Annotated in this window: 20 protein-coding genes, 1 tRNA gene and 1 pseudogene; 10 read left to right on the top strand and 12 right to left on the bottom strand. The window is 60.0% G+C overall.

What is annotated here, in order from left to right; all coding sequences use genetic code 11:
- The 3 genes from ABIZ35_RS01495 to ABIZ35_RS01485 all read left to right on the top strand — a co-directional run.
- A partial coding sequence (locus tag ABIZ35_RS01495) for an ATP-binding protein (RefSeq protein ID WP_348218104.1) occupies positions 1-933 on the top strand: 933 nt, incomplete at its 5' end.
- A 58-nt stretch (positions 934-991) separates the two neighbouring features.
- Positions 992-1,417, top strand: coding sequence for a response regulator (locus tag ABIZ35_RS01490; RefSeq protein ID WP_348218105.1), 426 nt, complete (start codon positions 992-994; stop codon positions 1,415-1,417).
- Positions 1,418-1,420: 3 nt separating this feature from the next.
- A complete protein-coding gene (locus tag ABIZ35_RS01485) occupies positions 1,421-3,220 on the top strand; it encodes a SpoIIE family protein phosphatase (protein WP_348218103.1) in 1,800 nt (599 codons plus the stop codon).
- Positions 3,221-3,365: 145 nt separating this feature from the next.
- Here the strand turns inward: ABIZ35_RS01485 and ABIZ35_RS01480 are convergent, their stop codons facing one another.
- Together ABIZ35_RS01480 and ABIZ35_RS01475 are read right to left on the bottom strand one after the other, a co-directional pair.
- Positions 3,366-3,614, bottom strand: a complete 249-nt coding sequence (locus ABIZ35_RS01480; RefSeq protein WP_348218106.1) for an H-X9-DG-CTERM domain-containing protein — start codon at positions 3,612-3,614, stop codon at positions 3,366-3,368.
- Positions 3,615-3,669: 55 nt separating this feature from the next.
- Positions 3,670-3,732 (bottom strand): annotated as a pseudogene (locus ABIZ35_RS01475) (hypothetical protein); the annotation flags it as partial.
- A gap of 337 nt (positions 3,733-4,069) precedes the next feature.
- On the opposite strand from ABIZ35_RS01475, the gene ABIZ35_RS01470 reads away from it, so the two are divergent.
- A complete protein-coding gene (locus ABIZ35_RS01470) occupies positions 4,070-5,272 on the top strand; it encodes a GntR family transcriptional regulator (RefSeq protein WP_348218102.1) in 1,203 nt (400 codons plus the stop codon).
- A gap of 14 nt (positions 5,273-5,286) precedes the next feature.
- Here the strand turns inward: ABIZ35_RS01470 and ABIZ35_RS01465 are convergent, their stop codons facing one another.
- Genes ABIZ35_RS01465 through ABIZ35_RS01435 form a run of 7 tightly spaced genes read right to left on the bottom strand, consistent with a single transcriptional unit; the run spans position 5,287 to position 11,711 of the window.
- Positions 5,287-6,387, bottom strand: coding sequence for a hypothetical protein (locus ABIZ35_RS01465; RefSeq protein WP_348218101.1), 1,101 nt, complete (start codon positions 6,385-6,387; stop codon positions 5,287-5,289).
- 46 nt (positions 6,388-6,433) lie between these two features.
- The gene (locus ABIZ35_RS01460; RefSeq protein WP_348218100.1) at positions 6,434-7,780 is read right to left on the bottom strand and encodes an ATP-binding protein; all 1,347 of its coding nucleotides are present in this window, start codon (positions 7,778-7,780) and stop codon (positions 6,434-6,436) included.
- Positions 7,777-8,799 (bottom strand): ATP-binding SpoIIE family protein phosphatase, encoded by a 1,023-nt coding sequence (locus ABIZ35_RS01455; RefSeq protein WP_348218099.1) that lies wholly within the window; start codon positions 8,797-8,799, stop codon positions 7,777-7,779. Before ABIZ35_RS01455 ends, ABIZ35_RS01460 begins: the two co-directional genes overlap by 4 nt.
- Positions 8,800-8,831: 32 nt before the next feature.
- On the bottom strand, positions 8,832-9,236 hold the full coding sequence (locus ABIZ35_RS01450) for an anti-sigma regulatory factor (RefSeq protein ID WP_348218098.1): 405 nt from the start codon (positions 9,234-9,236) through the stop codon (positions 8,832-8,834).
- On the bottom strand, positions 9,217-9,615 hold the full coding sequence (locus tag ABIZ35_RS01445) for an STAS domain-containing protein (RefSeq protein ID WP_348218097.1): 399 nt from the start codon (positions 9,613-9,615) through the stop codon (positions 9,217-9,219). Before ABIZ35_RS01445 ends, ABIZ35_RS01450 begins: the two co-directional genes overlap by 20 nt.
- A 10-nt stretch (positions 9,616-9,625) precedes the next feature.
- Positions 9,626-10,501 carry an STAS domain-containing protein gene (locus ABIZ35_RS01440; RefSeq protein ID WP_348218096.1) on the bottom strand — a complete coding sequence of 292 codons (876 nt, stop codon included), beginning with the start codon at positions 10,499-10,501 and terminating at the stop codon, positions 9,626-9,628.
- Between the two features lie 55 nt (positions 10,502-10,556).
- Entirely contained in the window at positions 10,557-11,711 is a 1,155-nt protein-coding gene (locus tag ABIZ35_RS01435; RefSeq protein WP_348218095.1) for a fused response regulator/phosphatase, read from the bottom strand.
- A gap of 482 nt (positions 11,712-12,193) precedes the next feature.
- Between ABIZ35_RS01435 and ABIZ35_RS01430 the strand changes: the two genes are divergently transcribed.
- From ABIZ35_RS01430 to pepF (ABIZ35_RS01420), 3 genes are all read left to right on the top strand, one after another.
- Positions 12,194-13,153, top strand: coding sequence for an SMP-30/gluconolactonase/LRE family protein (locus ABIZ35_RS01430; RefSeq protein WP_348218094.1), 960 nt, complete (start codon positions 12,194-12,196; stop codon positions 13,151-13,153).
- Positions 13,154-13,345: 192 nt separating this feature from the next.
- Positions 13,346-15,163: an oligoendopeptidase F gene (pepF, locus tag ABIZ35_RS01425; protein WP_348218093.1), complete on the top strand. Its 1,818-nt coding sequence runs from the start codon at positions 13,346-13,348 to the stop codon at positions 15,161-15,163.
- Positions 15,164-15,195: 32 nt separating this feature from the next.
- Positions 15,196-17,013, top strand: a complete 1,818-nt coding sequence (pepF, locus tag ABIZ35_RS01420; protein WP_348218092.1) for an oligoendopeptidase F — start codon at positions 15,196-15,198, stop codon at positions 17,011-17,013.
- Between the two features lie 10 nt (positions 17,014-17,023).
- Here pepF (ABIZ35_RS01420) and ABIZ35_RS01415 read toward each other — a convergent pair whose 3' ends face one another.
- Complete coding sequence (locus ABIZ35_RS01415) at positions 17,024-18,745, bottom strand: hypothetical protein (RefSeq protein ID WP_348218091.1); 1,722 nt, start codon at positions 18,743-18,745, stop codon at positions 17,024-17,026.
- Positions 18,746-18,749: 4 nt separating this feature from the next.
- Positions 18,750-19,577 (bottom strand): ABC transporter ATP-binding protein, encoded by an 828-nt coding sequence (locus ABIZ35_RS01410; protein ID WP_348218090.1) that lies wholly within the window; start codon positions 19,575-19,577, stop codon positions 18,750-18,752.
- A 410-nt stretch (positions 19,578-19,987) separates the two neighbouring features.
- On the opposite strand from ABIZ35_RS01410, the gene ABIZ35_RS01405 reads away from it, so the two are divergent.
- The 3 genes from ABIZ35_RS01405 to ABIZ35_RS01395 all read left to right on the top strand — a co-directional run bounded on the left by ABIZ35_RS01405 (position 19,988) and on the right by ABIZ35_RS01395 (position 22,336).
- Positions 19,988-20,063, top strand: a tRNA-Ala gene (locus tag ABIZ35_RS01405).
- Positions 20,064-20,213: 150 nt separating this feature from the next.
- Complete coding sequence (locus ABIZ35_RS01400; RefSeq protein WP_348218089.1) at positions 20,214-21,500, top strand: AAA family ATPase; 1,287 nt, start codon at positions 20,214-20,216, stop codon at positions 21,498-21,500.
- Positions 21,497-22,336, top strand: coding sequence for a hypothetical protein (locus tag ABIZ35_RS01395; protein ID WP_348218088.1), 840 nt, complete (start codon positions 21,497-21,499; stop codon positions 22,334-22,336). Before ABIZ35_RS01400 ends, ABIZ35_RS01395 begins: the two co-directional genes overlap by 4 nt.
- Positions 22,337-22,432: 96 nt before the next feature.
- On the opposite strand, the gene ABIZ35_RS01390 is transcribed toward ABIZ35_RS01395, so the two are convergent.
- Positions 22,433-24,269 (bottom strand): hypothetical protein (locus ABIZ35_RS01390; RefSeq protein WP_348218087.1); only part of this gene is annotated, 1,837 nt, incomplete at its 5' end.

Here is a 24,269-nt window from a genome sequence, read left to right as displayed (position 1 = left end):
TTGGAGGAGATTATTCCTCAGAAATCAGTCTTCAACGACTACGAATTGGCGCATGACTTCCCGTCGATCGGAAGGCGTGTCATGCTGCTGAACGCTCGTGAGCTCCGCGCCGGCAATCACACGGAGCTCATCGTGCTGGCTCTGAAAGATATCACGGAGCGACGGGGCGCCGAGGAAAAGATTCAGGTCTATATGCGGAAGCTGGAGTGGAGCAATCGCGAGCTCCAGGATTTCGCCTACATCGCTTCCCACGATCTGCAGGAGCCGCTTCGGGCGATCCAGGCCTTTGGCGAGCGACTGAATAAGCGGGTGGGGGAAGATATCCCAGAGGACGCGCGCGATTCGCTGGAGAGGATGCTGCGGGCTGCGGCGCGAATGCGTGGGCTGATCCGTGATCTGCTCGAGTTCTCTCGGGTCGCCACCAAAGGGCGACCGTTCAAGCCGGTGGATCTGGGCGACGCGGCGCGGCAGGCATGGGGCGATCTCTCCAAGCGGGCCGAGGAGAGCGGAGGGAGCCTGGAGCTGGGGGCGCTCCCGACGATCGAAGCCGATCACACACAGATGCGCCAGCTGCTGCAAAACCTGATGGACAATGCGCTCAAGTATGGCCGTGACGGCGCGCTGCCTGTGGTTGTCGTGAGCGGCGATTTGGCGCCGGACACCGATGCCGTCGAGACGGATGTGGGACGAGTGATGTGCCGGATCGAAGTGCGGGACAACGGCATCGGCTTCGAGGAGAAGTACGCCGACCGCATTTTTACGCCCTTCCAGCGGCTGCACGGCCGCGGTCGATATGACGGGACGGGTATTGGTCTGGCGATCTGCCGCAAAATCGTTGAGCGTCATGGAGGACGAATCACGGCCCAAAGTACTCCCGGTGTGGGCAGTGTGTTCACCATTCTGATGCCAGTGAACCAAAGCGACGGGAAGTGACCGTCAGCCGAAAGTGTGACATGAATTGGCTAAAATCTCTAAACCGATTACTATCTTGATGGCCGATGACAGCGAGGATGATCGTTTTCTGGCGCGTGAGGCCTTGCGGGAGAGCCGCGTTCTCAACGACCTCCACGAAGTGGAGGATGGCGAAGCTCTGATGAACTATCTGAAGGGCCATGGAGAGTATTCGGACCCAGCCAGCGCCCCGCGTCCAGGCTTCATTCTTCTGGACCTCAATATGCCCCGCAAGACCGGGCGTGAGGCCCTGGAGGAGATCAAGGCGGACTCTTCTCTGAGACGTATTCCGGTTGTTATATTGACGACATCGGAAGATGAGATTGACGTGATCCAATCTTACGACTTGGGGGTCAGCTCGTTTATTACCAAGCCGGTGTCGTTCGAGGCGCTGGTGGAAGTGATGAAGACTATCGGCAGATATTGGATCGAGATCGTCTCTCTTCCGTCTTCGGACAGCGATTAACCCATGATAAACACCGACCAGCTCAGCATTCTGATCGTGGAGGATAACGAGGACGATTTTCTGATCGTCCGCGATCTGCTGCGCGACGCCGATATCGAACGCTTCGTCCTGGAGTGGGTGGAAACCTATGAGGATGGCCTGGAAGCGATTCGAACGCATCTCCATGATCTGATCCTGCTGGACTTTCGGCTTTCCAACCGAACTGGACTGGAGCTATTAAAAGAGACCCGCTCGATCTCGTCCAGGCCGCCGGTGATCTTGATGACCGGGCAGGGCGATCATGAGATCGATATGCAAGTCATGCAGGCCGGCGCGTCGGATTATCTGGTGAAAGACCATATGGACGCCGCAGTTCTGGAGCGTGCGATCCGATACGCCGTCGAGCGTCATAATGCGTCGAAGGCGTTTCAATGCCTGCTGACGCAGATGAAAGCCCGCGCCGAGCGTGAGGAGCTGATCAACCGCGTTGGGCAGGCGCTGCTCGCCACGACGGACTCCATCGCCATCCAAGAGCAAGTGGCGGCCATGCTGGGCGAGTCGCTGGGCGTGGACCGCTGCTATCTGATGCACTGGAATCCTACGCAGAACAAAATGCTTGTCATCACGGATTACCGGCGCGTGGACCTGCCTAGCGTGGCGGGTGAGTACCGCGCGTCGGAGTATACCGCCATGATGACGGCGCTCTTCTCGCACGGGACTGCTGTCGTTCCCGATATACGCTCTTCGGATCTCCCCGACGCCGTGATTGCCGCCATGGAGAGCTTCGCTCTGCGCTCCGTCCTGGCGGTTCCGTTTTTTGAGCGGGAGAGGATCGTCGCCGTGCTCTGGGTGGCGATGGCGGGCGCGCCGCGCTCGTGGACGCCCGAGGAGGTCGCTTTGACAGAGACTGTGTCGGCGCTCACCCGCACGGCGGTGGAGCGTGAGCGCCTCGCCCAGCGGGAACACAACATCGCCACGCAGCTCCAGGCCGCGCTGACGCCTGCGATCCCTGACCGTGTCTCTGGATTGGCGCTGACCAAGTATTACGAGGCTGCGCTGAATGAGGCGATGGTCGGGGGCGATTTCTACGACGTATTTCCGATCGAGAATGGCTGCACCGCCCTGATTGTCGGCGATCTCTCGGGCAAGGGGCTGGAGGCGGCGGCGCAGGTCGCCACCGTACGAAATATGCTGCGCTATGCTCTGTATCGCTCACGCACGATCGTTGGGGCGGTCAAGAGCCTTAACTCACTCCTGGTTGAACAGGAGCTCATTTCGGGCTTCGCCACGCTGTTTGTTGGGGCTTACAGCAGTGGCAAGGACGGCAAAGGCACGCTGAGATATGTCAACTGCGGCCAGGAACCCGCGCTTGTGCGGCGGGCGGCGGGAACCGTAGAGCAGCTTGCGCCGACGGGCGCCGTCCTCGGATCGCACGAGAATTCGGTTTTCGAGGAGCGGGTGGTGACGCTCCTGCCAGGGGACGCCCTTGTGATGTTCACGGATGGGATGACCGAATGCGGAATAGCTCGGCAGGAGATGCTTGGTATTGAGGGAGTGGCGGCGCTGCTGGAGCCCTCCTTCACCCCCGAGGAGACCGCAAGCGCGGATCTCATCGCCGAGGCGGCTGCGCTGCGGCTGATCGATGGCGTGGAGGCGGCGTCGCACGGCGGCGTGGCGAGAGACGATATCTGCATTCTGGTGGCGGTTGCCGAAGACAATTCATCAGAATTGCGAGTACATCGCCGGGGGGCCAAATCGCCTCCGCAGGCCGTCGTTCTTAATACCGCAGCGCGCCGTATGTCATCGTTCCACAAGAAGTATTGATGTGGTCAGTAAGACTACTGATTTTTAAGCATCCTCATCCTTCGCGACAGGCAGGCGTTATGCATGACTGCGCGAAGGATGAAACAAATGGCGGGCGTGTTCCCGCGTCCCTCTCTCTGAACGCCATCTTCTCCCCCTGTGTCTATTACTGAAGCGCGTCCCACTGGCCGAAGTAGGCCTGACCGCCGCATGGCTTGGCCGCCATGGTGGGAGACATGGCCGAGACGATCTGCTGATTGCCCTGTTGTTTCAGCGTATTCTGGAAGAACATGAACTTCACATGCCCATCGGCGTAGGCGTAGTCCGATCCGCCGTTGTGGACGTAAAGATTGCCGCTGGGCGCCACGGATGTGCTGTTGCCGCGCGGTCCCGTCGTCCGGACATCGGAAAACACCGTTGCTTTTGACAGAGGGCATGAGCTCCAAACACCACGTTGTGGAGTTGACCGGAACGCCGAAGGGCGACGAGTGAATCTCGTCGTTATCCTGCGTGTACTGAAGGTCGGCCAGCATGAGCTGTTTCATGTTGGACGTACAGGACGCCATGCGAGCCTTCTCACGCGAAAACAATGATAATATGTCTTACTGGAGCCGCTCAATCGTCGCATCGCGCTTTCCAACTGCCGCCATTGTACTACTGTCTAGGACATTTTGTTATTGCCTTAGGCCCTCCGGAGATTATTTTGGAACAGTTTTCAGTTCTGAGTGACTTTAGGGCTGGTAATGCGTCCCAAATATCGCCATCCCTTTGAAATCTCCAACTTTGGTGCTATAATTGAGTTGAAGCGCGCCGTTTGCCGACCCCTCCAAGGCATTGATGAGAGTTTCGCCAAGCAAGATGGATACACCTATGATCACGAGAACCAAACGAAGCGCCTCTTCCTCCCTCTCGGAGCGCGTGGCCGATACGCTGCGTGAGCGGATCCGCTCCGGACAGTATGCGGATGGAGAGCGGCTGCCGGCGGAGCGCATTTTGACCGACGAGCTGGATGTCGATCGGCGCGTCGTTCGGGCCGCCGTTTCTCGTCTTGCGAAGGAAGGGTTTGTCTTCCACCGTCCCAACTGCCGTCCTATCGCGCGCGCTCCCGTCGCTGGCCTCGCCCCTGCGGCGGAAACATCGCCGCGATCCGCCCATACGAATGAAACGCCCTCTGCGGAGGTCCAGTCACTCTCTAAGTTCGTTGCGCTGGTGATGTGGCATGGCGGCGGCCCACTGGAAAGCAGCGGCGGCACATCGCAGCAGCGGATCTTCTGGGGCATGAACCAGGCGCTCGGGCAGGCCGGTTACCATGGCGCCTTTTTGGACCTGGGGGAGCAGATCGGCTCGCTTCATGAGAACGCCGAGCGCGAGGCCGCGCATCTGCAATATATTCTGGACAACCACTTCGGCGGCGTTGTGTTTTACGCCTACGCGTATCAAAGCAACCGGGAGCTGGTTCAGAAGGTGGCGCGCCAGGTTCCCATGGTTCTGATCGACCGGACGCTGACGGGAGTGCAGGCGGATTTTGTCGGCGTGAACAATCGCGAAGGCATGGCGGACGCCGCCGCGCGCCTGCTCGCGCTCGGGCACCGGCGCATCGCGTATCTGACGCAAAGCGAATCGATCAATGCGGTTCAAGATCGCCTTCAAGGATATTTGCAGGCCGTACGTGGAAGGGAGTTTTCGGGCGTGGAGGAGATCGTGATCACGACTCCTGCAGTAGCTCGAGAGCGCTGGCCGGTATTTGAGATGGTCTTTCGGCAGCCCGCCGGCGAGCGCCCCACGGCGGCGCTCTGCTTCAGCGACTACGAAGCGGTGCGCGTGACCCGTCGCCTCGAGCAGCTTGGCCTGAGCGTCCCCGAAGACGTCTCCGTAATCGGCTTCGACGACATCGTGCACAATCTCCCGAATGGAGTCGGCCTATCCTCCGTGGCTCAGCCCTTCGAAGAACTGGGCCGCACAGCGGCTGGCCTGTTCCTGCGCCGCGTGAAAGACCCCAGCGCCGTGCACTCACATATCGAGCTGCCGACAACATTCGTCGTCCGCGACAGTAGTGGCGCCCCGTCCGAATAAAATCCCGGGGACATCTATTTCGACAAATCTACCTTGGGCGCACTCGCGAGCATTTTCTGATTCTGGGGCGTGTTGTTCCCGAAGCTCATCGGGCTCAGTGTGTCCACGTACGGCAGGAGTGTTTGAAACTTACCCGTATTGATTTGAGCGGTCTTGATGGTTCCCAGCGGAAAGACGCCGCCATGGCTGTACGCCAGCTTTGGCGAAACCCCGGTGGTTCGCACCCCGCCGTAGACGATCAGAGCGCCATCCTGCGTGAGAATCTCGCCGCTGAGCCCAGGCAGTGTCAACGGCTGCGCTGCAAGCGTCTTCAAATTGATCTGGCGCGGGCGTTGTTCGCCATCGTAAAGAATCACGAACCGACCGTTTGTCGAGACGACGGGCGCGAGCCCAGCGCCGATCTTTGTTTTCTTTCCCGTCGTTGTGTCCAGCATGTAAGCCGTCGGCAGGTTCGTCCAAGCCTTGGATTTCAGCCCATAGTCTTGATAGTCGCGCGCGGTGGGGTTTGGCGCCATGTCCACGAAGATCAGATGTTTGCCGTCGGGCAGCCATGCAAGCCCGTCGTCAATCGCGTGCGGCGAAAGCGGCTGTTTTTTCTTTCGCGCCACATCCCAAATCTCCAATTCCCCCGTGTTAAAGAGTGCTTCGGGCATCTGAACCTCACCCGACAGCGCGATCAACGCCGCCTGGCCGCCCTTGGGTGAAAGCGCAAGGCTGCCGCCGTAATTCGACGATCCCGAGAGACCCGATCCGGCGCCGCAAATCACGGCGTCTTGGGAACCGCCGAGTGATGTGACATGCAGCGTGATTTGAGAAACATTATTGGTCAGATAAGCAATCAGGCCAGCGTTATCCGGGCCGCTGATCGCATGGATAATTCCCTGCGGGCGCGCGACCGCGACATGTGATACTCCAGAAGGAAACGTCGTTGCGTCGATCTCATTGCCGCTGTTATCCGTCAGTACGATGCCGTTCAGCCCGGCGGAGAGGGCAGGCGTCTCCGGTCCCGGCGTGGTCGGGCCTGCACTGAGGCTGTTGATCACGATTGCGACCGCCGCAACAGAAGCTACGAGGAAGGACGCCGCCGCCACCATATACTTGGTCTTCGTCTTCATTTTTCTCCATACGGCGCGTGAGAAAGAATGGTTTCCATCAGGCGGGCTAGCCGCGCTCGCTGTATGTGCGTGGGATGGTGGCGGTGAAGGTGGAGCCGACGCCGGGCTGGCTTTGGAGGGTGACGTCGCCGCCGAGGAGGCGGGCGAGTTTTCTTGAGAGGGGGAGGCCGAGTCCGGTGCCTTTGACTTTGCGCTGGAGAGAGCCTTCGATCTGGCTGAACTCTTCGAACACCCGGTCCTGGTCCTCGGGGGCGATGCCGACGCCGGTGTCGGTGACGGTGAAGGCGAGAGAGCCTTGGGGATCGATGTCGCACCGGACGCGGACTTCACCGCGTTCGGTGAACTTGAGGGCGTTGGAGATCAGGTTGCGCAGGATCTGAGAGATTTTGCCTTCGTCGCTGTGCAGATTTGGGCATTCGGGCTGATCTTCGAAAATCAGCGCGACGCCGCCGGGGGCGACGAGCGGGCGGAACATGCCGCGCAGAGCGGCGAAGAGGTCCGCCACGGTGAAGATGGTGGGAGTGACTTCGGTCTTACCCGACTCGATCTTCGCCAAATCCAGCAGGTCGTTCACCATCTCCATCAAGGTTTGGGCGGATTTGCGGATGAAGAGAACTTGCTGCTCTTGTTCGGGCGTCAGATCGCCGTCTAATCTGTCCAGCAAGAACTGTGAGAGGCCAAGAATGGAGCCGACCGGCGTTCGAAACTCATGGGTGACGTTGGAAAGAAACGCGGACTTGAGCTCCGAGGCGGTTTGCAGGGATTCGGCCTTGTCCTCCAGCTCGGCGTTGAGCTGCATGATCCCTTTGTCGGTGTCGTCTAATTCGGCGTTAAGACGCAGCAGCTGGGCTTCCCGGTCGCGAAGCTGCTCCATCGCCAGCAGAAGTTCTTGATTTTGACGGCGCACTTCGTCGAACGGCGTCGCCGGCGACAGGCGGCCAAGGTCTTCCGAGATTTCACGCAGGGTCTGGGCGGTCACGGCGGGCGCATTCGCCGGCAGCCGCTTTTCCATGGCGACTTTCACGCCCGCGCGCGGTGCCGTCTGGATCTCACAACGGTCCATCAGGCGGCGTGCGCCGATCAATCCCATCCCCATTCCCGTGCTCGATTGATACCGGCCGTCCAGAATCTCCTGGAGGCGGACGATTCCCGGACCGTCGTCCTCAATACGGATCTCCAGCGCTCCGGGCGCGGTCAATGCGACTCGGAACTCGGCGCGGCCGCCGCCGGCGTATTGATAGGCGTTGCGCGCGATCTCCGAAACGGCGGTGGCGATGCGTGTTTGATCCTGACCGTCGAACCCAAGGAGGGCCGCGATCTGGCGCGCTCGCTGGCGGGTGTGTACGACGTCCTGCTCGTATTTGATTTCCAGGCTCATCAAACGAGTGCTCATTGGGAGGCTCGTTCTTTCCATCGGGCGACTAAGACCGTGATGTCGTCGCGGCGGCGATTGAAATCTCTGTATAAAACCCCCGCGATTAGCGCCGGATGCCGAAAGGCGAGGCCGGGATACTTGTCCAGCGTCCAATGCGATTGCAGGCCGTCGGACGCCATCACCAGCAGCGTTTCGCGGGGCCAGGGATAGGTGAACTCATTGAGCCTGCGCATCGTCTGGCCGACGGTTCCGTTGTGCGACACCAGACTACGCGACCCTTCAGGCGAGAGCAGGGTGCTGCTGATGTTCCCAACCCCAACATAGTGCAGCGTCCCATCCTCGGGTGAAATCTGGGCGACGGCCACGACGGAGCCGCGCGTGGAGCGCAGCGCCGAATGGGCGGCCTCAAGGATGCGTCTCGGGTCAAACTGCTCGGCCAGCGCGTCGAACACGCGGACCGCTTCCCGGGAGGCTTCGGCCGCGACCGGCCCATGCCCCAGTCCATCAGCGACAATGAAACTGCATCGCTGCGGCGACTGGCTCGATGACCAGGAATCGCCGCACTCGATTTCTCCGGGCTTGGGAACGCACACGACGCCGATTTCCAGCGGCGCCCCGGGATGCACGAATGGCGAAGGACGATCCCAAATGCGCGATAAAATGGCCGCGCCCGCCCCGGGCTGCGTGTAGATATCGAATGTAGAGGAGAGCCGGACCACGGCGCCCAGTCCATTGCCGGGAGTGCCCGCCGTGGAATAGCCGTCCGCGAGGCTTTGGGCGACATTGCCGATCCCAGGGCCCCGGTCGAGGGAGAGGATTTCAAAGCCGGCCGCTCCGCCTTCGCCGAGCGTCCGGAACACCATCTCGCCCGTCCCAGCGTGCTTGATCAGATTGGTGGCGAGCTCCGTGACGATCAGAGCGATTCGGCCTCGTGTTTCGTCATTGAACCCAAGGGACTGTGTGAGCGCGGCGGCGGTCCGGCGCGCTTCTCCGATCAGGGTGGCGTCTGTGATTTCCAGAGCCGTGGATGTCTTCATGGGGGTGTGGCGATTTTCTATGATTCCGTAACTTATTTCCATCGAGTGATGCGGACGGTCGTGCCGATTCCGACCTGCGATTCAATCTCAAACTCATTGGAGAGGCGCTTGGAGCCGCTGAGGCCCATACCCATGCCGCTTCCGGATGTCCAGCCGTCTTTGAGGGCGAGTTCGAGGTCGGGAATACCGGGGCCATGGTCCGTGAACGTCAGGCGCAGGCCCACGCGGATGCCTTCGGAGAGCGATTCGAGCAGCAGTTCGCCGCCGCCGCCATATTCCAGAGTGTTACGGGCAAGCTCGCTGGCGGCTGTCACGATCTTGGTTTGGTCCACCAGACGCATGCCGGCGTCGACGGACCAGGTGCGGACCGCCTGGCGGACATGGACGATGTCCGCCTGAGTGCGGATCGGCATCGTCTCACTCTTCCGGACTGACATCGTCGTCCTCTTCCTCCCCGAGCAGTGTCCGGGTTGCTCGGAGGATCGCCATGCCCTTTTCGACGTTGAGCGCGGTGCGGACACCGGGAAGGGACAGTCCGAGTTCGACCAGCGTAATGGCCACGGCCGGCTGCATGCCGACCACCACCGTTTCGGCGTCGAGCACCCGGGACATCGCCGAGATATTTCCGAGCATTCGGCCGATGAATGAGTCCACGATGTCCAGGGCCGAGATATCGATCAGCACGCCGCTCGCGCCGGTCTGCACGATCTTCGTGGTCAGGTCGTCCTGAAGCGTCATCGCGAGCCGGTCATGCATATCCACCTGGATAGTGACAAGCAAAAATGAGCCCATTCGTAAGATTGGGATGCGTTCCACACACGTCTCCTTACGACTTGATTTGAGAAACTTTGGCGACCGTCATACCGCGCTTTTGCAGCGCCAGCGCGAACGCGGACGCCAGGGTCGCTTTGGTGATGACATCGTTTAGCTCGACGCCCAGATGCACGATGGTCTGCGCGATCTGCGGGCGAATGCCGCTGATGATACACTCGGCGCCCATCAATCTCGCCGCTGCGACGGTCTTGAGCAAATGCTGCGAGACTAGCGTATCAACGGTGGGAACGCCCGTAATATCGATGATGGCGATCTCGGAGCCCGTGTCCACGATTGCCTGGAGCAGGTTCTCCATCACGATCTGGGTCCGGGCGCTGTCCAGCGTGCCGATGATCGGCAGCGCCACGATGCCGTGCCAGAGCTGCACGACCGGGGTCGAAAGCTCCATCATCTCTTCCTGGTGGCGCGCGATGATCTCCTCACGCGACTTTAGGTATGCTTCGGTGGTCAGCAAGCCCAGCTTGTCCAGCATCTGCGTTACGGTCCAGATGTCGTCGATAAAGCCGACCGCGTCACCCGCGTGCGCTTTTTGCAGCGCGGCGAATAGCGGCTGCTTGAACGAAAAAACGAATGTCGCGACTTCCGAAGGCGCGAAGCCGAGACGAGCCCGCGTGCGGGACAGCTCGGTGAGCAGGTCGCGCACTCCCGACCAGGCGGGAATATTAATATTGCTGAATTCGCCGCTCTGGGCCGCCTGGCGCAGCAGGCCGAGGAACTCGCGTCCCTGGTCCTGAAGGTCCGTCGCCGCGATTAAATCCGGGCGGGCGGCGCCCGACTGGCGCTGCTCGGCGATCCATTCCTGTAAGAGCTCATTCTCTTGGACGTTCAATACTTCGGTGATGCGGCTTCCGCCCGCCGGTGTTGTCACAATTCTTCTCCTATTAATCCCGATAATTGCAATATGTTCAGTGTGACCGCCGCGCTCACACGCGCCGTGCGATCAGCAGACAGACGTCATCCTGAAATTTTCCGCCGGCGAAGGCGCGCGCTTCCTCGACGATCGACTGGCCGTATTCCTGCGTGCTGGACGAACTTTGAAAACGCTTGGAAAGCTCGATAAATCCTTCGTAACCCAGGAAATCGCCGCTGCGGCGCGCTTCGGTGATGCCATCCGTCGTGATTAAAAGAGCGTCGCCGACATCCAGTGTCTTCTGATCCACTTTGTATTCCGTTCCGGGGTAAACGCCGAGCGGAAGTCCGCCGATCGCGATCTCCTCGGCCACGCCGCTGGCGCGCAGCACCAGGGGGGGCTCGGCGCCGGCGGAAGCAAAATGCGCCTCGCCGGCCTCCAGGTCTACCACCGAGACGGCCAGCGCCACCACCAGCTCCAGCCCATAGCCATGGGTCTGATAGGAGTGGCAAATGAAATCGTTCAGGCGCGAAAGCGCCTGACCGGGGTGGGGTGTTTCATGGAGGATGGCGCGCATGGCGTATTTCACTTCCGCCGTATGGGCCGCCGCCGCCAGACCCTTCCCGGACGCGTCGCCGACCACCAGCGCCAATTTGCCTTCCGGCAGCGCGAAGGTGTCGAAGAAGTCGCCCGCAATGCTCGCTTCTTCCCAGGCGGCATGGTAGAACGTCGCGACATCGAGGCCGGGGTAGGTGTCGCTGGGTACTGCGAGAAGCAGGGCGCGCTGGAGAGTCTCAACGATCCGGCGCTCTCGCTCATAAAGCGCCTTGGCTTGATTCTCGGCAGTCCTCATGCGCAGGAGCGCACGCACCGTCGAGGCCAATTCCTGCTGCTGTACTGGGTGATTGAGATAGGCGTCCGCCCCTCGGTCCAATCCCTCGCTGCGATCGCCGCTATTGGTATAGTGCGCCGAAAGGTGCAGAACAGGGATAGAGCCAGTTGCGGAGTCGGCCTTGAGAATTTGGCAGACTTCAAAGCCGCTAATATCCGGCAGCTTTACGTCGAGCACGATCAGATCCGGCCGATCCTGCGCCAGCCGCAACGCTTCCCTTCCATTCTCCGCTTCGGTGACTGTAAAGCCTTCGGCGCGCAGCATCCGGCTGACGATATAACGCTTTTCTTCGTTATCGTCAACATTGAGAATGGTCATTGGAGTAGCGTCGGGCATGACGAGTCTTTCCGCCGCACGGGTAGCTCAGTGGACTTTCGGCAGGGAAAGCATCGGAACGCATCGCGGCGCGTAATAAAATTATACACTCAGGGATCCCATCAAAACGATACGAACTTGATTGGAATAGATAAACTAGTGTTCCCCATTTTACAGAATCCTATGCCTGCGAGTTTGGCGGGCATTTTTAGATTATCACGAACTTGTACGACTGAATAATAATTTTGAGACAAATATGAGATGTTTATTGGCTGTAAATATCGAAATTTTGCGGGGCATCGCGCTGTTGAAACAGTTACTCGCGCGAAAAATTCCCAATAGTCGCTGTTGAGATGAGCAAAATTTTTTCTCTGTTCTGTTGACATTTCTCGGTTTTCGTGATATACTGTTTTCATATTCGCGCAAACGAACATTGTTTGCAAACGCAGCGGGAGCCTTAGAGGCCCTCGCTTTTTTTATTGCGCCCCTCGGAGGTCCTCCCCATGCATTTTGGTATCGCCGCCCTGTTCGCCGCTGGCGCTCTTCTCGCGTACGCTTCTCGGGCAGATGCCGAGAAGGAGGCCGGGCCCACGCCCCCCAAGCAGCGCATCCTCGCGAGCGGTCTGAAGTTTCCGGAAGGCCCGGCGCTTTCGTCGGACGGTCAATATCTCTACTTCGTCAACTGCGAGTCCTCGGCGGTTTCCCGAATCGATCTGAAGCGCGGTAAATTCGAATACGAGTGGCTGACGCTTCCCGACGGCGGCAAGGGCAACGGCTCGGCTATGGGCGTCGATGGCTTCCTGTATGTCGCCGATCATGCGGCGAAGCGGATCGTGCGGATCAATACGTCCTCGAAGCAGGTCGTCACGATCGTGGACACGAACGATGAAGGCAGCCCGCTGCGCGGCCCGAACGATCTGGTGTTCGACGCCAATGGCGGCCTGTACTTCACCGATCCGGCGGGGTCGTGGGATGAGTCGGTCGGCGCCGTTTACTATGCGGCTCCGGGCACGCGCCAGGTCACGAAGATCGCGGATAAGCTGCGCTTCCCGAACGGCATTGCGATCTCGCCGGACGGCTTGACCCTTTACGTGGTCCTTTCACCCGAGCATACAATCGAAGCGATCGATCTGACCCCGAATGGCGTTGTTCCTCCCGGAGGCCGACGCGTCTTCGCCACTCTCAGCGAGAAGAACGGCGGCGATGGCATGCGGTTCAGCAAGGACGGTTTTCTTTATGTCGCCGTCTTCGGCGACGGCCTGATCGCGAAGATCGACCCATCGGGCCGGATCGTGGATCGATTCCCGGTCAAAGGCGGCAAGAATCCCACCAACCTGTGCTTCTCCAAAGACGGCAAATCGATCTACGTGACCGAAACGCAAAGCAACACCGTGGTGCAAATCCCGTTCCCAAAGACAAAGTCCGAGCGGCCGACAAAGCCGACTTACGTTTCGCCTTCGTGACCTCCCACTCCCGCCGATAACCCACCCCCGCGCTTCGCGCGACCCCTCCCTTGAAGCAGGGAAGGGTTAGAAAGAAATTCTCGGACGAAAGTCGTCTGCGACATCAATTCCTAATGACCCTTCTCTGCTTCAAGGGAGGGGTCGCGCGAAGCGCGGGGGTGGGTTATAATGTCCCCAAAGGAGCCGCATCACATGAGCCAAGCATTGCCTCGTCGTCAGGATGTCCCGCTGGAGCGCCAGTGGGCGATTGAAAGCGTCTTTGCCTCCGTGGCGGATTGGGAGGCGGCGTTCGCCGCTGTCGAAGCAGAGATCCCGGGGCTGGCGCGTTTCGAAGGCCGGGTCGGAGAGTCGGCGGCGATGCTTTTGGAGGCGACGGAGGCTAGTTCAGACCTGTCGCAGAAGTTCGGTCCAGTGGCGCTTTACGCGGGGATGCTCTCGGCTGGCGACGCCGGGGACCAGAATGCGCAGGCGCTGCGCAGCCGGGTGCGGGAGCTGGGAACCCGCTTCAACGCCGTCGTCGCCTACTACTCGCCCGAGTTTTTGGCGATCTCTCCCGAGCGCCTGAACGAGTTCTACGCCGCCGAGCCGAAGCTAGAGCTGCACCGGCATGATTTCGAGACGCAGTCGCTGCTTCGCCCCCATGTGCGCTCGACCGAAGTGGAAGCGCTGCTGGCGCAGTCCGGGGAAGTCTCCTCCGGCGCAAGCTCCACCTATCGCGCCTTGATCGACGCTGATCTCAAGTTCGCCGACGCCGTCACGCCCGCCGGCGAGCGCTTGCCCGTCGCCCAGGGAACGATTGCGTCCCTGACGCAAAGCATGGACCGGGAGGTGCGCAAGGCCGGCTGGGAGTCCTATGCCGATGGCTTTATCGGCATGAAGAACACGATCGCTTCGTGTTTGACCACTTCGGGCAAAGCCTATCTCTTCAACACGCGGGCGCGTGGGTACGACAACGTGCTCCAGCAGCGCATGCTCCCCAACGCCATTCCGCGCATCGTCGTGGACAACCTCCTCGCCACCGTCAAAGAGAACCTGCCTGTCTGGCATCGCTACTGGAATGTGCTGCGCAAGGGACTCGGCGTGGAAACGCTGCATGGCTACGATGTTCCCCTCTACGAAAGCCCGGCGTCGATGACCACGGGACGTTCGCCGCTGCCCTTCGCCGAAGCGTCCCAGATCATCTGCGACGGCATGGCGCCGCTCGGGGATCGCTATGTCGGCCCGATGCGCCGAGGCCTGTTCGAAGACCGCTGGGTGGACGCCTACCCAAACATCGGCAAAGGCAGCGGCGCGTTCTCATCGGGAACCTATGGCCAGCGTCCGTTCATCATGATGAACTACGATGACGATTTCCTTTCCCTCAGCACCCTGGCGCACGAACTCGGTCACTCGATGCATTCGTATCTGAGCTGGGAAAAGCAGCCGTATCCATACGCGCACTACTCCCTGTTCGCCGCCGAGACCGCGTCCAATTTCAATCAAGCGATGGTGCGCGCGCATCTGCTCGCAACCGTCACCGACCGTAATATTCGCCTGCAAGTTTTGGAAGAAGCCATCAGCAACTTCCATCGCTATCTGTTCGTGATGCCGACGCTCGCCGCGTTCGAACTAGACTTCTACACGCGCCTCGAAACCCGCCAGCCGGTGACCGCCGACAGCATGTCCGCGAAAATCGTCGAACTCTTCCGCGAAGGCTACGGCGGCGCCGTGGAGCTAGACGAGCCGCGTCTCGGAATTACCTGGGCGCAGTTTCCACATCTTTACAGCGCTTACTACGTCTACCAGTACGCCACGGGAATCTCCGCCGCGAACGCCCTCGCCCAGCAAGTCCTCGCCGAAGGTCAACTCGCCGCCGACCGCTATCTCTCGTTCCTGGAAGCAGGCGGCTCGATGTACCCATTAGATGCGCTGAAACTGGCAGGGATCGATATGACCTCGCCCGCGCCGGTCACGGCGGCCTTTGGCGTGCTGTCGGGGATGATCGATGAGATGGAAAAATTGGTGGGATAAAATCTTCCAAACCACCACAGGAGTGCATACCTATGAGCCAGTCATTGCCGAATCGCAAGGACGTTCCGCTGGAGCGCCAATGGGCGTTCGAAAGCGTCTATGCGAGTTTGGAGGAATGGGAATCTGCGTTCGCCGCCGCTGCGGCGAAGATCCCCGGCATTGCTCGTTTTGAGGGACATTTGGGAGAGTCCTCGGCGATGCTTCTTCAGGCGATTGAAGAGATCGACGTCGTGATTCAGGAGATTGGACGGGTGTGGCTGTATGCGAGCATGCTGCAGGCCGGAGACGCTGCGGATCAGGCGGCGCAGGCGCTGTGCAGCCGGGCCATGGCCCTGTCAATCCAATTCAGCACGACGTCCGCGTTTTACGATCCTGAAGTGCTGGCGATCGCTCCGGAGCGCCTTGCCGAGTTTCTGGCCGCTGAGCCGGAACTGGCGTGGCGCCGGCATCACTTTGAAACGCTGTCCCTTCTCCGTCCGCATGTGCGCTCGGCGGAGGTCGAGGGGGTTTTGGCGCAGGTTGGCGAGATTTCCGGCGGCGTCCATAACGCGCACGACGCACTCATCGACGCGGACTTGAAGTTCGCGGACGCCGTCACGCCCTCCGGCGAGCGTCTGCCCGTCGCGCAGGGCACGGTGGCGTCGCTTGTACAGCACACCGACCGCGCCGTACGCAAGGCGGGGTGGGAGTCGTACGCCGACGGTTATCTCGGCATGAAGAACACGCTTGCGGCCTGCCTGACGACCTCCGGAAAATCCGAAGTCTTCCATGTGCGCACGCGGGGCTACGAGAACGTGCTGCAGTCGCGGCTTGTTTATGACGCAATCCCGCGTGTCGTTGTGGAAAACCTCCTCGCCACCGTCAAAGAGAACCTGCCTGTCTGGCATCGCTACTGGAATGTGCTGCGCAAGGGACTCGGCGTCGAAACGCTTCATGGCTACGATGTTCCGCTCTACGAAAGCCCCGCTACGCTGATCACTCGGCGCGCCTCCCTTTCGTTTGATGACTCCGTACGGCTCATATGCGACGGCATGGCGCCGCTCGGGGAGCGCTACCTCGCCCCGATGCGTTGCGGTCTGACGGAAGATCGCTGGGTGGATGCTTGGCCGAACGTCGGTAAGGGGAGCGGAGCGTTTTCCTCAGGAACTTATGGAAGCCGTCCGTTCATCATGATGAACTACGATAACGACTATCTGTCTCTGAGTACCCTGGCGCACGAACTCGGCCATTCGATGCATTCGTATCTGAGCTGGGGAAAGCAGCCGCATATCTTCTCAAATTACTCGCTCTTCGCGGCCGAAACGGCGTCGAACTTCAATCAAGCGATGGTGCGCGCGCATCTGCTCGCAACCGTCACTGATCGCGACGTGCGTCTGCAAGTTTTGGAAGAGGCAATCAGCAATTTTCACCGATATTTGTTCGTGATGCCGACGCTCGCCGCCTTTGAATTGGACTTCTACACAAAGCTCGAAAATCGGGAGCCCGTCACGGCGGACGGGATGTCCGCCAAGATCGTCGAACTGTTTCGGGAAGGCTATGGCGACGCCGTGGAGCTAGACGAACTGCGTCTCGGAATTACCTGGGCGCAATTCAGCCATCTTTACAGCGCCTACTACGTCTACCAGTACGCCACGGGAATCTCCGCCGCGAACGCCCTCGCCCAGCAAGTCCTCGCCGAAGGCCAGCCGGCGGCGGATCGCTATCTCTCGTTCTTGGAAGCAGGCGGCTCGATGTACCCATTAGATGCGCTGAAACTGGCCGGGATCGACATGACTTCCCCCGCGCCAATTACGGCGGCGTTTGGGGTCCTGTCGGGGATGATCGATGAGATGGAGAAGCTGGTGGGCTGAGGGCGTTCCGCTAATCCGGCGGCGTGACCGCCGCCGCGATTTCGGGCTCGCGGCCGAGCAGCCAGGTTTCGGCCTGGCTGAGTAAGATCACATAGAGCGCGCCCGAATAGAAGGCGGCGAGGGGCAGCGAGAGCGCGTACCAGGCGGGGGAGATCACAGACAAGGCGGGCAGCAGGATCGCTGCGGCGACCGGCAGCAGGGCGAAGAGGGTGAGGGCGTAGGCGAGCATGTAGAGAAACGCGTAGGCGCAGCCAGCGTTGTCGCCGCCGGAGGCCGGGACGCCGCCTTTTTGCCAGCGCTGGCCGCGCACGATCATCCGGTGGGGCAGCTGGATCGAAATGAGGTTCCCCGCCGCCAGCAGCACCGGGGCGGCCAGCAGCACCCAGGCCAGTGTGAGCGGGACCTTTTCCCAGTGGCGGCTGAACGCCGCCGACAGCAGCAGGCCCGCCGCGTTCAGCGCCACCAGCATCACCACGTGCGCGATGTTTTTCCCCAGCAGGATATCCCGTCGAGACACCGGGAGCGACAGCAGAACCGAGATCGCCGCGCCTTCCCCGCCAAAGCAATTGAAGATCAGCGGCGCCATGGAGAGCAGAAGCGCGGCGCTGAGGCCGATGGGGACGTACTCGCCGAAAAACGACGGCATCGGCCGTCCGGACGAGACCGTGGGCATGAAGATCGGGACGGTGATCATCGCGAGATAAAAGACGCTCTGGACGGCCAGGGCCTTGTACTGCGGATCGCGGCGCAGGTAAACGAATTCTTTGGCGGCGATCGCCGAGACTGTTTCCGGCAGCCACGATGGAAGCGTCGGCCCCTTCGCGACCGCTTTGGCGGATGGCTCCGCCATGCGCGCGATCCCCGGTCCGGCGTCGCCTAAGTAGAGCTGGCGCAGAACGCGCGCCGCCGTGACCGCCACGACGGCGCCGATCGCGATGAGCAGCGCGAGCATCAGGAGCGCATAGCCCCAATGACCGTCGGCCGCTGCTTTGAGACCTGAGGCCGCAATGCCAGGCGGCAGGGGATTAGCAATGTGCCAGAACGGCGCGTCAAGCACTTTCAGTGAGGAAAAGCCGTGCGTTACCACGGCGATGCGCCGTACGAGAAACTGCTGGCCGACATAATAGATCAGACCGATCAGCGGAAATAGAACGATCGTGATATCCCGGAACCGTCGGCTGCGCAGGAACCCGACGAGCGTCAGGGTAATGAGCTGTGCGAGGGCGAGGGTCAGCACGAGAAACGCCGCCAGCAGCAGGAAATTGATCACCCCCGCGCCGAAATTCGGCGAGAAGTGCGCGAGCAGCACCACCAGCGGCGGCAGCATCACCAGTACGGACATGTCGATGAGCCCACCGAGGACGCTTCCCACAAAGATCGTTCGATAGGAGATGGGGTACACGAACAGCTTGGTCAGATCGTACGATTCGTTGAGCTGAAATCCGATCAACGGTGTGATGACCCAGATCACGAACACGACCGCCAGTGCATCGCGAGCAATCGGAATTTGCAGCGCCTCCAGCATCTTCGCGGATACCCGCAGCGGTTCGATGGCGTTATTTAGCAGCGCCCAGAGACCCACGGAGATGAACCCGCTTGCCGGCAGAAACGCCAGCAGAAACAAGAGCGCCCCCAGGATCTTCCATTTGCTGCGGCTATAGCCCCGCCAGGTCAGCTTGACCTTCAGCTCAAGCATCAGTCTGAGGGGAGATATTTCGAGGAGTGGAGACATCGCGCTACTGATCTCCATCGAGGCGCGACGCCGAGCGCTGATACCAGGGCTGCGCCGCCGCATCCGCGACGGGGGCGGCTTCCTCGGGCGTCGCCACCAGATGCACAAAGATGTCTTCCAGGGAGTTGTCCTGGGTCAGCGCGCGCAGCTCATCCATCGTGCCTTCGCCGACGAGCTTGCCGCGCGCGATGATCGCCACCCGCGTGCACAGCTTCTCCACCACTTCCAGCACATGGGAGGAAAAGAAGACCGTTGTCCCTTGCTCCGTCCGCTGCCGCAGGACGTCGCGGATCTTGCGGGACGAAAGGGCGTCGATCCCGTTGAACGGCTCGTCGAGAAACAGCACGCGCGGATTGTGGATCATCGCGCCCGCCAGCGCCGTCTTCTTCTTCATGCCCATGGAGAAATCGACGATCAGCTTGTCGCCCGAATCGCTCAGTTCCATCACACCCAGCAATTCCTCGGCCCGCCGTTTGGCTTCCGCCGCCGGCATCCCGTACATTTGGCCCGCGAAGATCAAAAACTCCGACGCCGTCAGACGCTCGTAAAGGTTCAGGTCCTCTGGCAGCACGCCGATCGCGCGCTTCACCGCCAGACCGTCCGTCGCCAGGTCATGCCCCGCGATCGCGACCCGCCCCGACGTCGGCCGGAGCAGCCCCGTCAGCATCTTGATGCTCGTGCTCTTCCCCGCGCCGTTCGGCCCTAAGAACCCATAAAACTCCCCCGGCGGCACCCGAAGGCTGATATGATCCACCGCGACAATGTCCCCCGACTTTTTGCCGCCCTTGTAAATCTTTGTGAGATTCTCACATATGATACTGTAATCTTCCATCGGACGTTTGTTCGGCGCGGAGAGGGGGGAGTCCTGCGTAAGATGGGAGAAATCGGGAAAGTCGGATGACAAGCTGTCATCGAAGCATTACGCCGTGATGCGCCGCCTTTAGAAACGGAGTTACAAATGCCGCAGGCTCGATATCAGAGAGTGTATGCCGAGGACGATGATCCAGAACAAAATCAGACCGAGCGCCATCCATCGTAATATCCGCCGTATTCGCCAAAACTCTTCGAACATTGTGTTTCCTTGCTGCATTCTGTCGATCGACGGTTCGACGCTGAGAGAGGTAAGTCCTGCGTGAACTCGGGAAATGCTCCGCAGACCGTCCTTGCGCCAAGAAAATATTGCCGCCGGCGGGGGTTGCATTTTTCGGTGGGATGTGGATAATAAGTGTATCCACGTCTCGTGGGGCTATAGCTCAGCTGGGAGAGCGCTTCATTCGCATTGAAGAGGTCAGCGGTTCGATCCCGCTTAGCTCCACCAACGAAAAAAGGTCGTCATTCGCAAGAATGGCGGCCTTTTTGCTTTGTTGCCGCCAGAATCTCCCACTGGGTATAATTACCTTTATCTAGATCGGCATAACAGGATCTGGCCCCAAAGATGTTAAGACGGACGAGAGCTTGAGGCGAGTATTTGTATATCGAAAAGCTGACAATTCGGAATTTTCGGTGCTTTGGAGCGGCGGAGATGATCCTCAATTATCCTGGCCGTAAAGGAACGCCCAGCCATCCAGCGCTGCAGCGCGCGCCTAACGTGAATTTGCTGCTGGGCGGCAATGGCTCCGGCAAATCCTCGATCTTTAAGGCGATTGCATTAGGGGTTCTTGCTCCCGTCATCCCCTCCAGTGGCCTCAAAGCTGAGTACTTCGTGCGCCGAACCGCAGGAGAAGGATCAAATACCGCCGCCAGCGTCCAGAACGGCGTCTCATCCGGGAATAGGGTTCCCAGTGAAAGCGCGGAAATCAAAGTAGATCTGCTGCTGGAGAAGTCCGATACCGATCTACCTCAGCCCAAAACCATTCCTGGACAAGCGATCATTATCGGGCAAGCAGTCATTACGCGAAGAGGCGATGTGGAAGAGATCGCTACGGCGCACACCGATCCCCCATCCTGGGATGGGATCTACGAAAATAATTCGCCGTCGTTTTTCCTCGCCGCTTATGGCGCAGGGCGACGCACGGAGCGCCCGGAGGGGTACAGCGAACAGAATCGCACTCCACGATACCAGCGTGTTGCGGGATTATTTGAAGAGCAGGTCGGACTGGCGCCGTTCACCTATGCCTATCTTCAGCTCAAATCGCGGGGAGCGTTCGAGAACGCCCGACAGATCTTAAACGCGCTTTTGATTGAGGAAAACATCACCTTAACCGAACAGCAGGATGGTCTGGATCGTCCTTTGTTTGATAACAACGGAGTGCTCCTGCCCTTTAACGCGCTCTCAGATGGTTATCGCGCTTTCATCGGCTGGGTATGGGACTTGCTGCTTCAGATCTCCCGTGTTCTGCCCTATAACGCTACTGCGTATCGGCTTGCGGATTTATCTGGCGTCGTCATCGTCGACGAAATCGATCTGTTTCTGCATCCGGCTTGGCAGAGACGCGTCGTCGATCAAATTTCTCAAGCATTTCCGAAGATTCAATTCCTGTTCTCCAGCCATAGCCCGCTTGTGGCGGGAACTCTGGAGGCGCAAAGTATCTATGTTCTGGATTCGGGCGACAATGGAGCAGTCATTGAACAGTACGATGAAAACATCTTTGGGCTTACCGCCAATCAGATCCTTACCAGCTCCTATTTCGGTCTCAGTTCAACACGCGCTCCCGATGCGCCGCAAAACGACCTGGTCCGATTAGCGCTCAGCGATAAAGAAGAAGATCATCAATCCTTCCTCCGTCGCATGGTAAAGGATATTCCCCAAGAATGATCCGCTACCCGAAGACGCTCGCTGAGATCGAAGCGTTAGTCGACGCCAAGATCCCGAACTGGAGACGAAACGCGGAGCGCCGAACGGCGGCGATACTCCAGCTCGGACATTATGCCGAAACATCCTCCATTTGGAGTGAAGTCAAACCGGTATTTATGGAGATCCAGCATAACAAATGCGCCTACTGCGAACAGCAGTTGGAAGGCGGCGCATTTGGAGCCATCGCCCATGACCTGGAGCACTACCGCCCTAAAGGAAACGTTCGCGTCTGGCCAGCGGATCCGTCGGAATATGATTTCCCTACCGGGGATCCACTCCCTGACGGTTATTACCATTTGGTGTATCATCTTGGCAACTATGCCGCCGCCTGCAAAGTTTGCAATACACTGATGAAGTCTGATTTCTTCCCAATCGCCTCTGCTCGTATCGTCGGCGGGGCCGCTCCCGAAGATTATGCGGCGGAAAGCCCATACCTAATCTATCCCATTGGAGGTATAGATGAAAACCCTGAAGAGATTTTTGAGTTTGTCGGCGTAAACGCCATTCCTCGACAAGGCTATTCCACTAGAAGAGCCCTCATCACAATTGATTTCTTCGGCCTGAATCGAGAGAACCTCCAATTTCAAAGAGCCTTAACCCTCCTCGCGGTTTGGCTGGCGTTTAAAGGATCAGAATTGGGTGATAATGATGACACCTGGTATCTCGATCAGTTGACATCCGGGCGTCTTGCGCACACCCTTTGCGCCAGATCGTTTTTGTCTCTATGCCGCACGGATCGTGCGTTAGCAGCAAGTATGATTGGCGCATTCCGACACATCATCGAACGCGGACAGTAATATATACAAAACAGCGCTTCATTCGCATTGAAGAGGTCAGCGGTTCGATCCCGCTTAGCTCCACCACCAAAAAACTATAGAGCCACAAAAAGGCCGTCATTCGCAAGAATGGCGGCCTTTTTGCTTATTACTCTCCGTAACCGCTTCCACCCCCCGCGCCCCAATTATTCGTGTTCGCACACGAGCCAGTTTTCCCTTTCGATCGTACTCCCGCTCCATCAGCGGCTGTCCGCTGTCGTAGAAGATTTCCGCGTAGCCGCCTCCGGCGCGGCGGACGCGCCGGCTGATGGGAGCGTCGGGCTGAAAATCGCTGCCGGGTGTCCAGAGAGGCTGGGTGAGACCGTCGTAGTCTTCGGCATCGCTGTGTGTGGCGCGTGTCCAGTCGCCGACGCTGGCGTAGGATTTTGACGTCGCCAATCGGTCGGAGAGGTCGTAGCCTCGAACTTCTTGCTGAGTGGTTCGGGGCGTTTTGCCGTCGGGGGCGAATTGGGTTGTCCGCTGGTAGGGGATGTTGCCGGCGGGGTTGTAGGGCGCGGTGGCGGTGGTGAATGTCGTGGGGTCGTAGCCGCTGAGGTTGTTGGGGTCGGGCGTAAGTCGGAAGCGTTCGGTGCGCGATGTGAGGGTATAGGTGTAGGCGTTCAGGCGCGGGGCCTGGCCGTACTGGGCGCGGTAGCGGCGGATATCGTAGGTGCGGCCAAAGCTATCGTGGGCGTACCAGAGGAATTGGAACCGGCTGGGGTGCTGGTCTTGCAGCCACTGGGTGGCGAGTTCGGACGGATTGCTGTCCACGACGTCGAAGCGGACGAGGCCGAGGGAGCCGAGGCAGGAGTCGTAAAGGTAGTCGATGGCCTGAACGGGTAGATGCGCGGACGGCGGCGCGGTCTGGACGATGCGCGAGGGAATGCGGCGCATAGCGATGTCGGCGGCGGTGAAGGTGCGTCCGTAATCCCAGGACCAGGTTTCGTTGGGGGAGCCAAGGACGGTAAGGGTTTTGCGGATGAGGTCCTCGCCGCCGAAGCCGCCATAGGTGTATGTCATCCGGAAGCGCGGCGCGCCGTCCCAGGTTTCGGTGAGGGCGAGGGGGCGTCTGGTGGCGGCGCCCTCGCATGTTTCGTACTGGACGGAGCGGCGAATGACAGGGCCGTCGCCGTCATGGTCAGAGAAGGATTGCAGAAGGCCGGCGGGCGTGTATTGAAACTCTTGGGTGCTTGGTTTGCCGTCGGCGCCAAGCCGACGACGGCGTGCGACCTCGCCGTCGCTGGCGAGAAGATCGGAGCCATCGTGCGCGTAAGCCGTGTGGGTCTCGGCGACGATGCGGCCGGCGCGGGTGATGGTTTTTCGGACGATGCGTCCCAATGCATCATAAGACGTCGTCGTTTTTTCGGCTTCGCGCTGTTCTGTCACGGCGCCTTGGGTGGACAAGCCCAGCGGCGCCGTAGCGGGCGCGCGGCGTTCGATGGTGAAGCGGGTGGGCGACAGGGATTGCAGCGTGCGGATTGTTCGTGGGTGGCCCAATGGGTCGAATTCGGAGATTTGCAGGACGGGGACGGCGCCGGGGCGCGGGCGAGCGGCGAGCGCGGCCTGTCCGGACGCGGACATGGGACGATCGAAGGGATTATAAGCAACGGCGCGGCCGTTCTTCGCGCCGGCGGAAACGTCGGCGTAAACAGCGCGCAGGTTTCCGCGCAGTTCGGGCGCGGCGTGGGAATCGTAGTAATCGTAGAAGACGCGGCGGCCGGCGGGGTCGATCTCGATCTTCTTCTGGCTGTATTGCGCTGGACCCCAGTAGGCGGTACGGCGCGTGTAGGTCAGCGGCCCATTCGACTCGGGCAGGCTTTCAAACGGCGTGAAGGGGAAGCCCTGGATCGTGGTTACGATCCGGCGGCTGGCGGCGTCGTAGGAGTAGAGCTTGCGGAGGGTGACGATTCCGCCG

The sequence above is a fragment of the Capsulimonas sp. genome, assembly GCF_039929585.1.
Classification (GTDB): Bacteria; Armatimonadota; Armatimonadia; order Armatimonadales; family Capsulimonadaceae; genus Capsulimonas.
Note: the sequence above shows the minus strand (reverse complement) of the source record. Positions and strands in the feature narration are given on the sequence as shown.

What these genes read in the sequence shown, in the direction of transcription:
- ABIZ35_RS01450 (WP_348218098.1), bottom strand. Translation starts at nt 9,236, where the DNA reads ATGTCAGTCCGGAAGAGTGAGACGATGCCGATCCGCACTCAGGCGGAC.
- ABIZ35_RS01410 (WP_348218090.1), bottom strand. Translation starts at nt 19,577, where the DNA reads ATGGAAGATTACAGTATCATATGTGAGAATCTCACAAAGATTTACAAG.
- ABIZ35_RS01430 (WP_348218094.1), top strand. Translation starts at nt 12,194, where the DNA reads ATGCATTTTGGTATCGCCGCCCTGTTCGCCGCTGGCGCTCTTCTCGCG.
- ABIZ35_RS01460 (WP_348218100.1), bottom strand. Translation starts at nt 7,780, where the DNA reads ATGAGCACTCGTTTGATGAGCCTGGAAATCAAATACGAGCAGGACGTC.
- ABIZ35_RS01455 (WP_348218099.1), bottom strand. Translation starts at nt 8,799, where the DNA reads ATGAAGACATCCACGGCTCTGGAAATCACAGACGCCACCCTGATCGGA.
- ABIZ35_RS01465 (WP_348218101.1), bottom strand. Translation starts at nt 6,387, where the DNA reads ATGAAGACGAAGACCAAGTATATGGTGGCGGCGGCGTCCTTCCTCGTA.
- ABIZ35_RS01490 (WP_348218105.1), top strand. Translation starts at nt 992, where the DNA reads ATGGCCGATGACAGCGAGGATGATCGTTTTCTGGCGCGTGAGGCCTTG.
- ABIZ35_RS01470 (WP_348218102.1), top strand. Translation starts at nt 4,070, where the DNA reads ATGATCACGAGAACCAAACGAAGCGCCTCTTCCTCCCTCTCGGAGCGC.
- pepF (WP_348218093.1), top strand. Translation starts at nt 13,346, where the DNA reads ATGAGCCAAGCATTGCCTCGTCGTCAGGATGTCCCGCTGGAGCGCCAG.
- ABIZ35_RS01485 (WP_348218103.1), top strand. Translation starts at nt 1,421, where the DNA reads ATGATAAACACCGACCAGCTCAGCATTCTGATCGTGGAGGATAACGAG.
- ABIZ35_RS01435 (WP_348218095.1), bottom strand. Translation starts at nt 11,711, where the DNA reads ATGCCCGACGCTACTCCAATGACCATTCTCAATGTTGACGATAACGAA.
- ABIZ35_RS01395 (WP_348218088.1), top strand. Translation starts at nt 21,497, where the DNA reads ATGATCCGCTACCCGAAGACGCTCGCTGAGATCGAAGCGTTAGTCGAC.
- ABIZ35_RS01415 (WP_348218091.1), bottom strand. Translation starts at nt 18,745, where the DNA reads ATGTCTCCACTCCTCGAAATATCTCCCCTCAGACTGATGCTTGAGCTG.
- pepF (WP_348218092.1), top strand. Translation starts at nt 15,196, where the DNA reads ATGAGCCAGTCATTGCCGAATCGCAAGGACGTTCCGCTGGAGCGCCAA.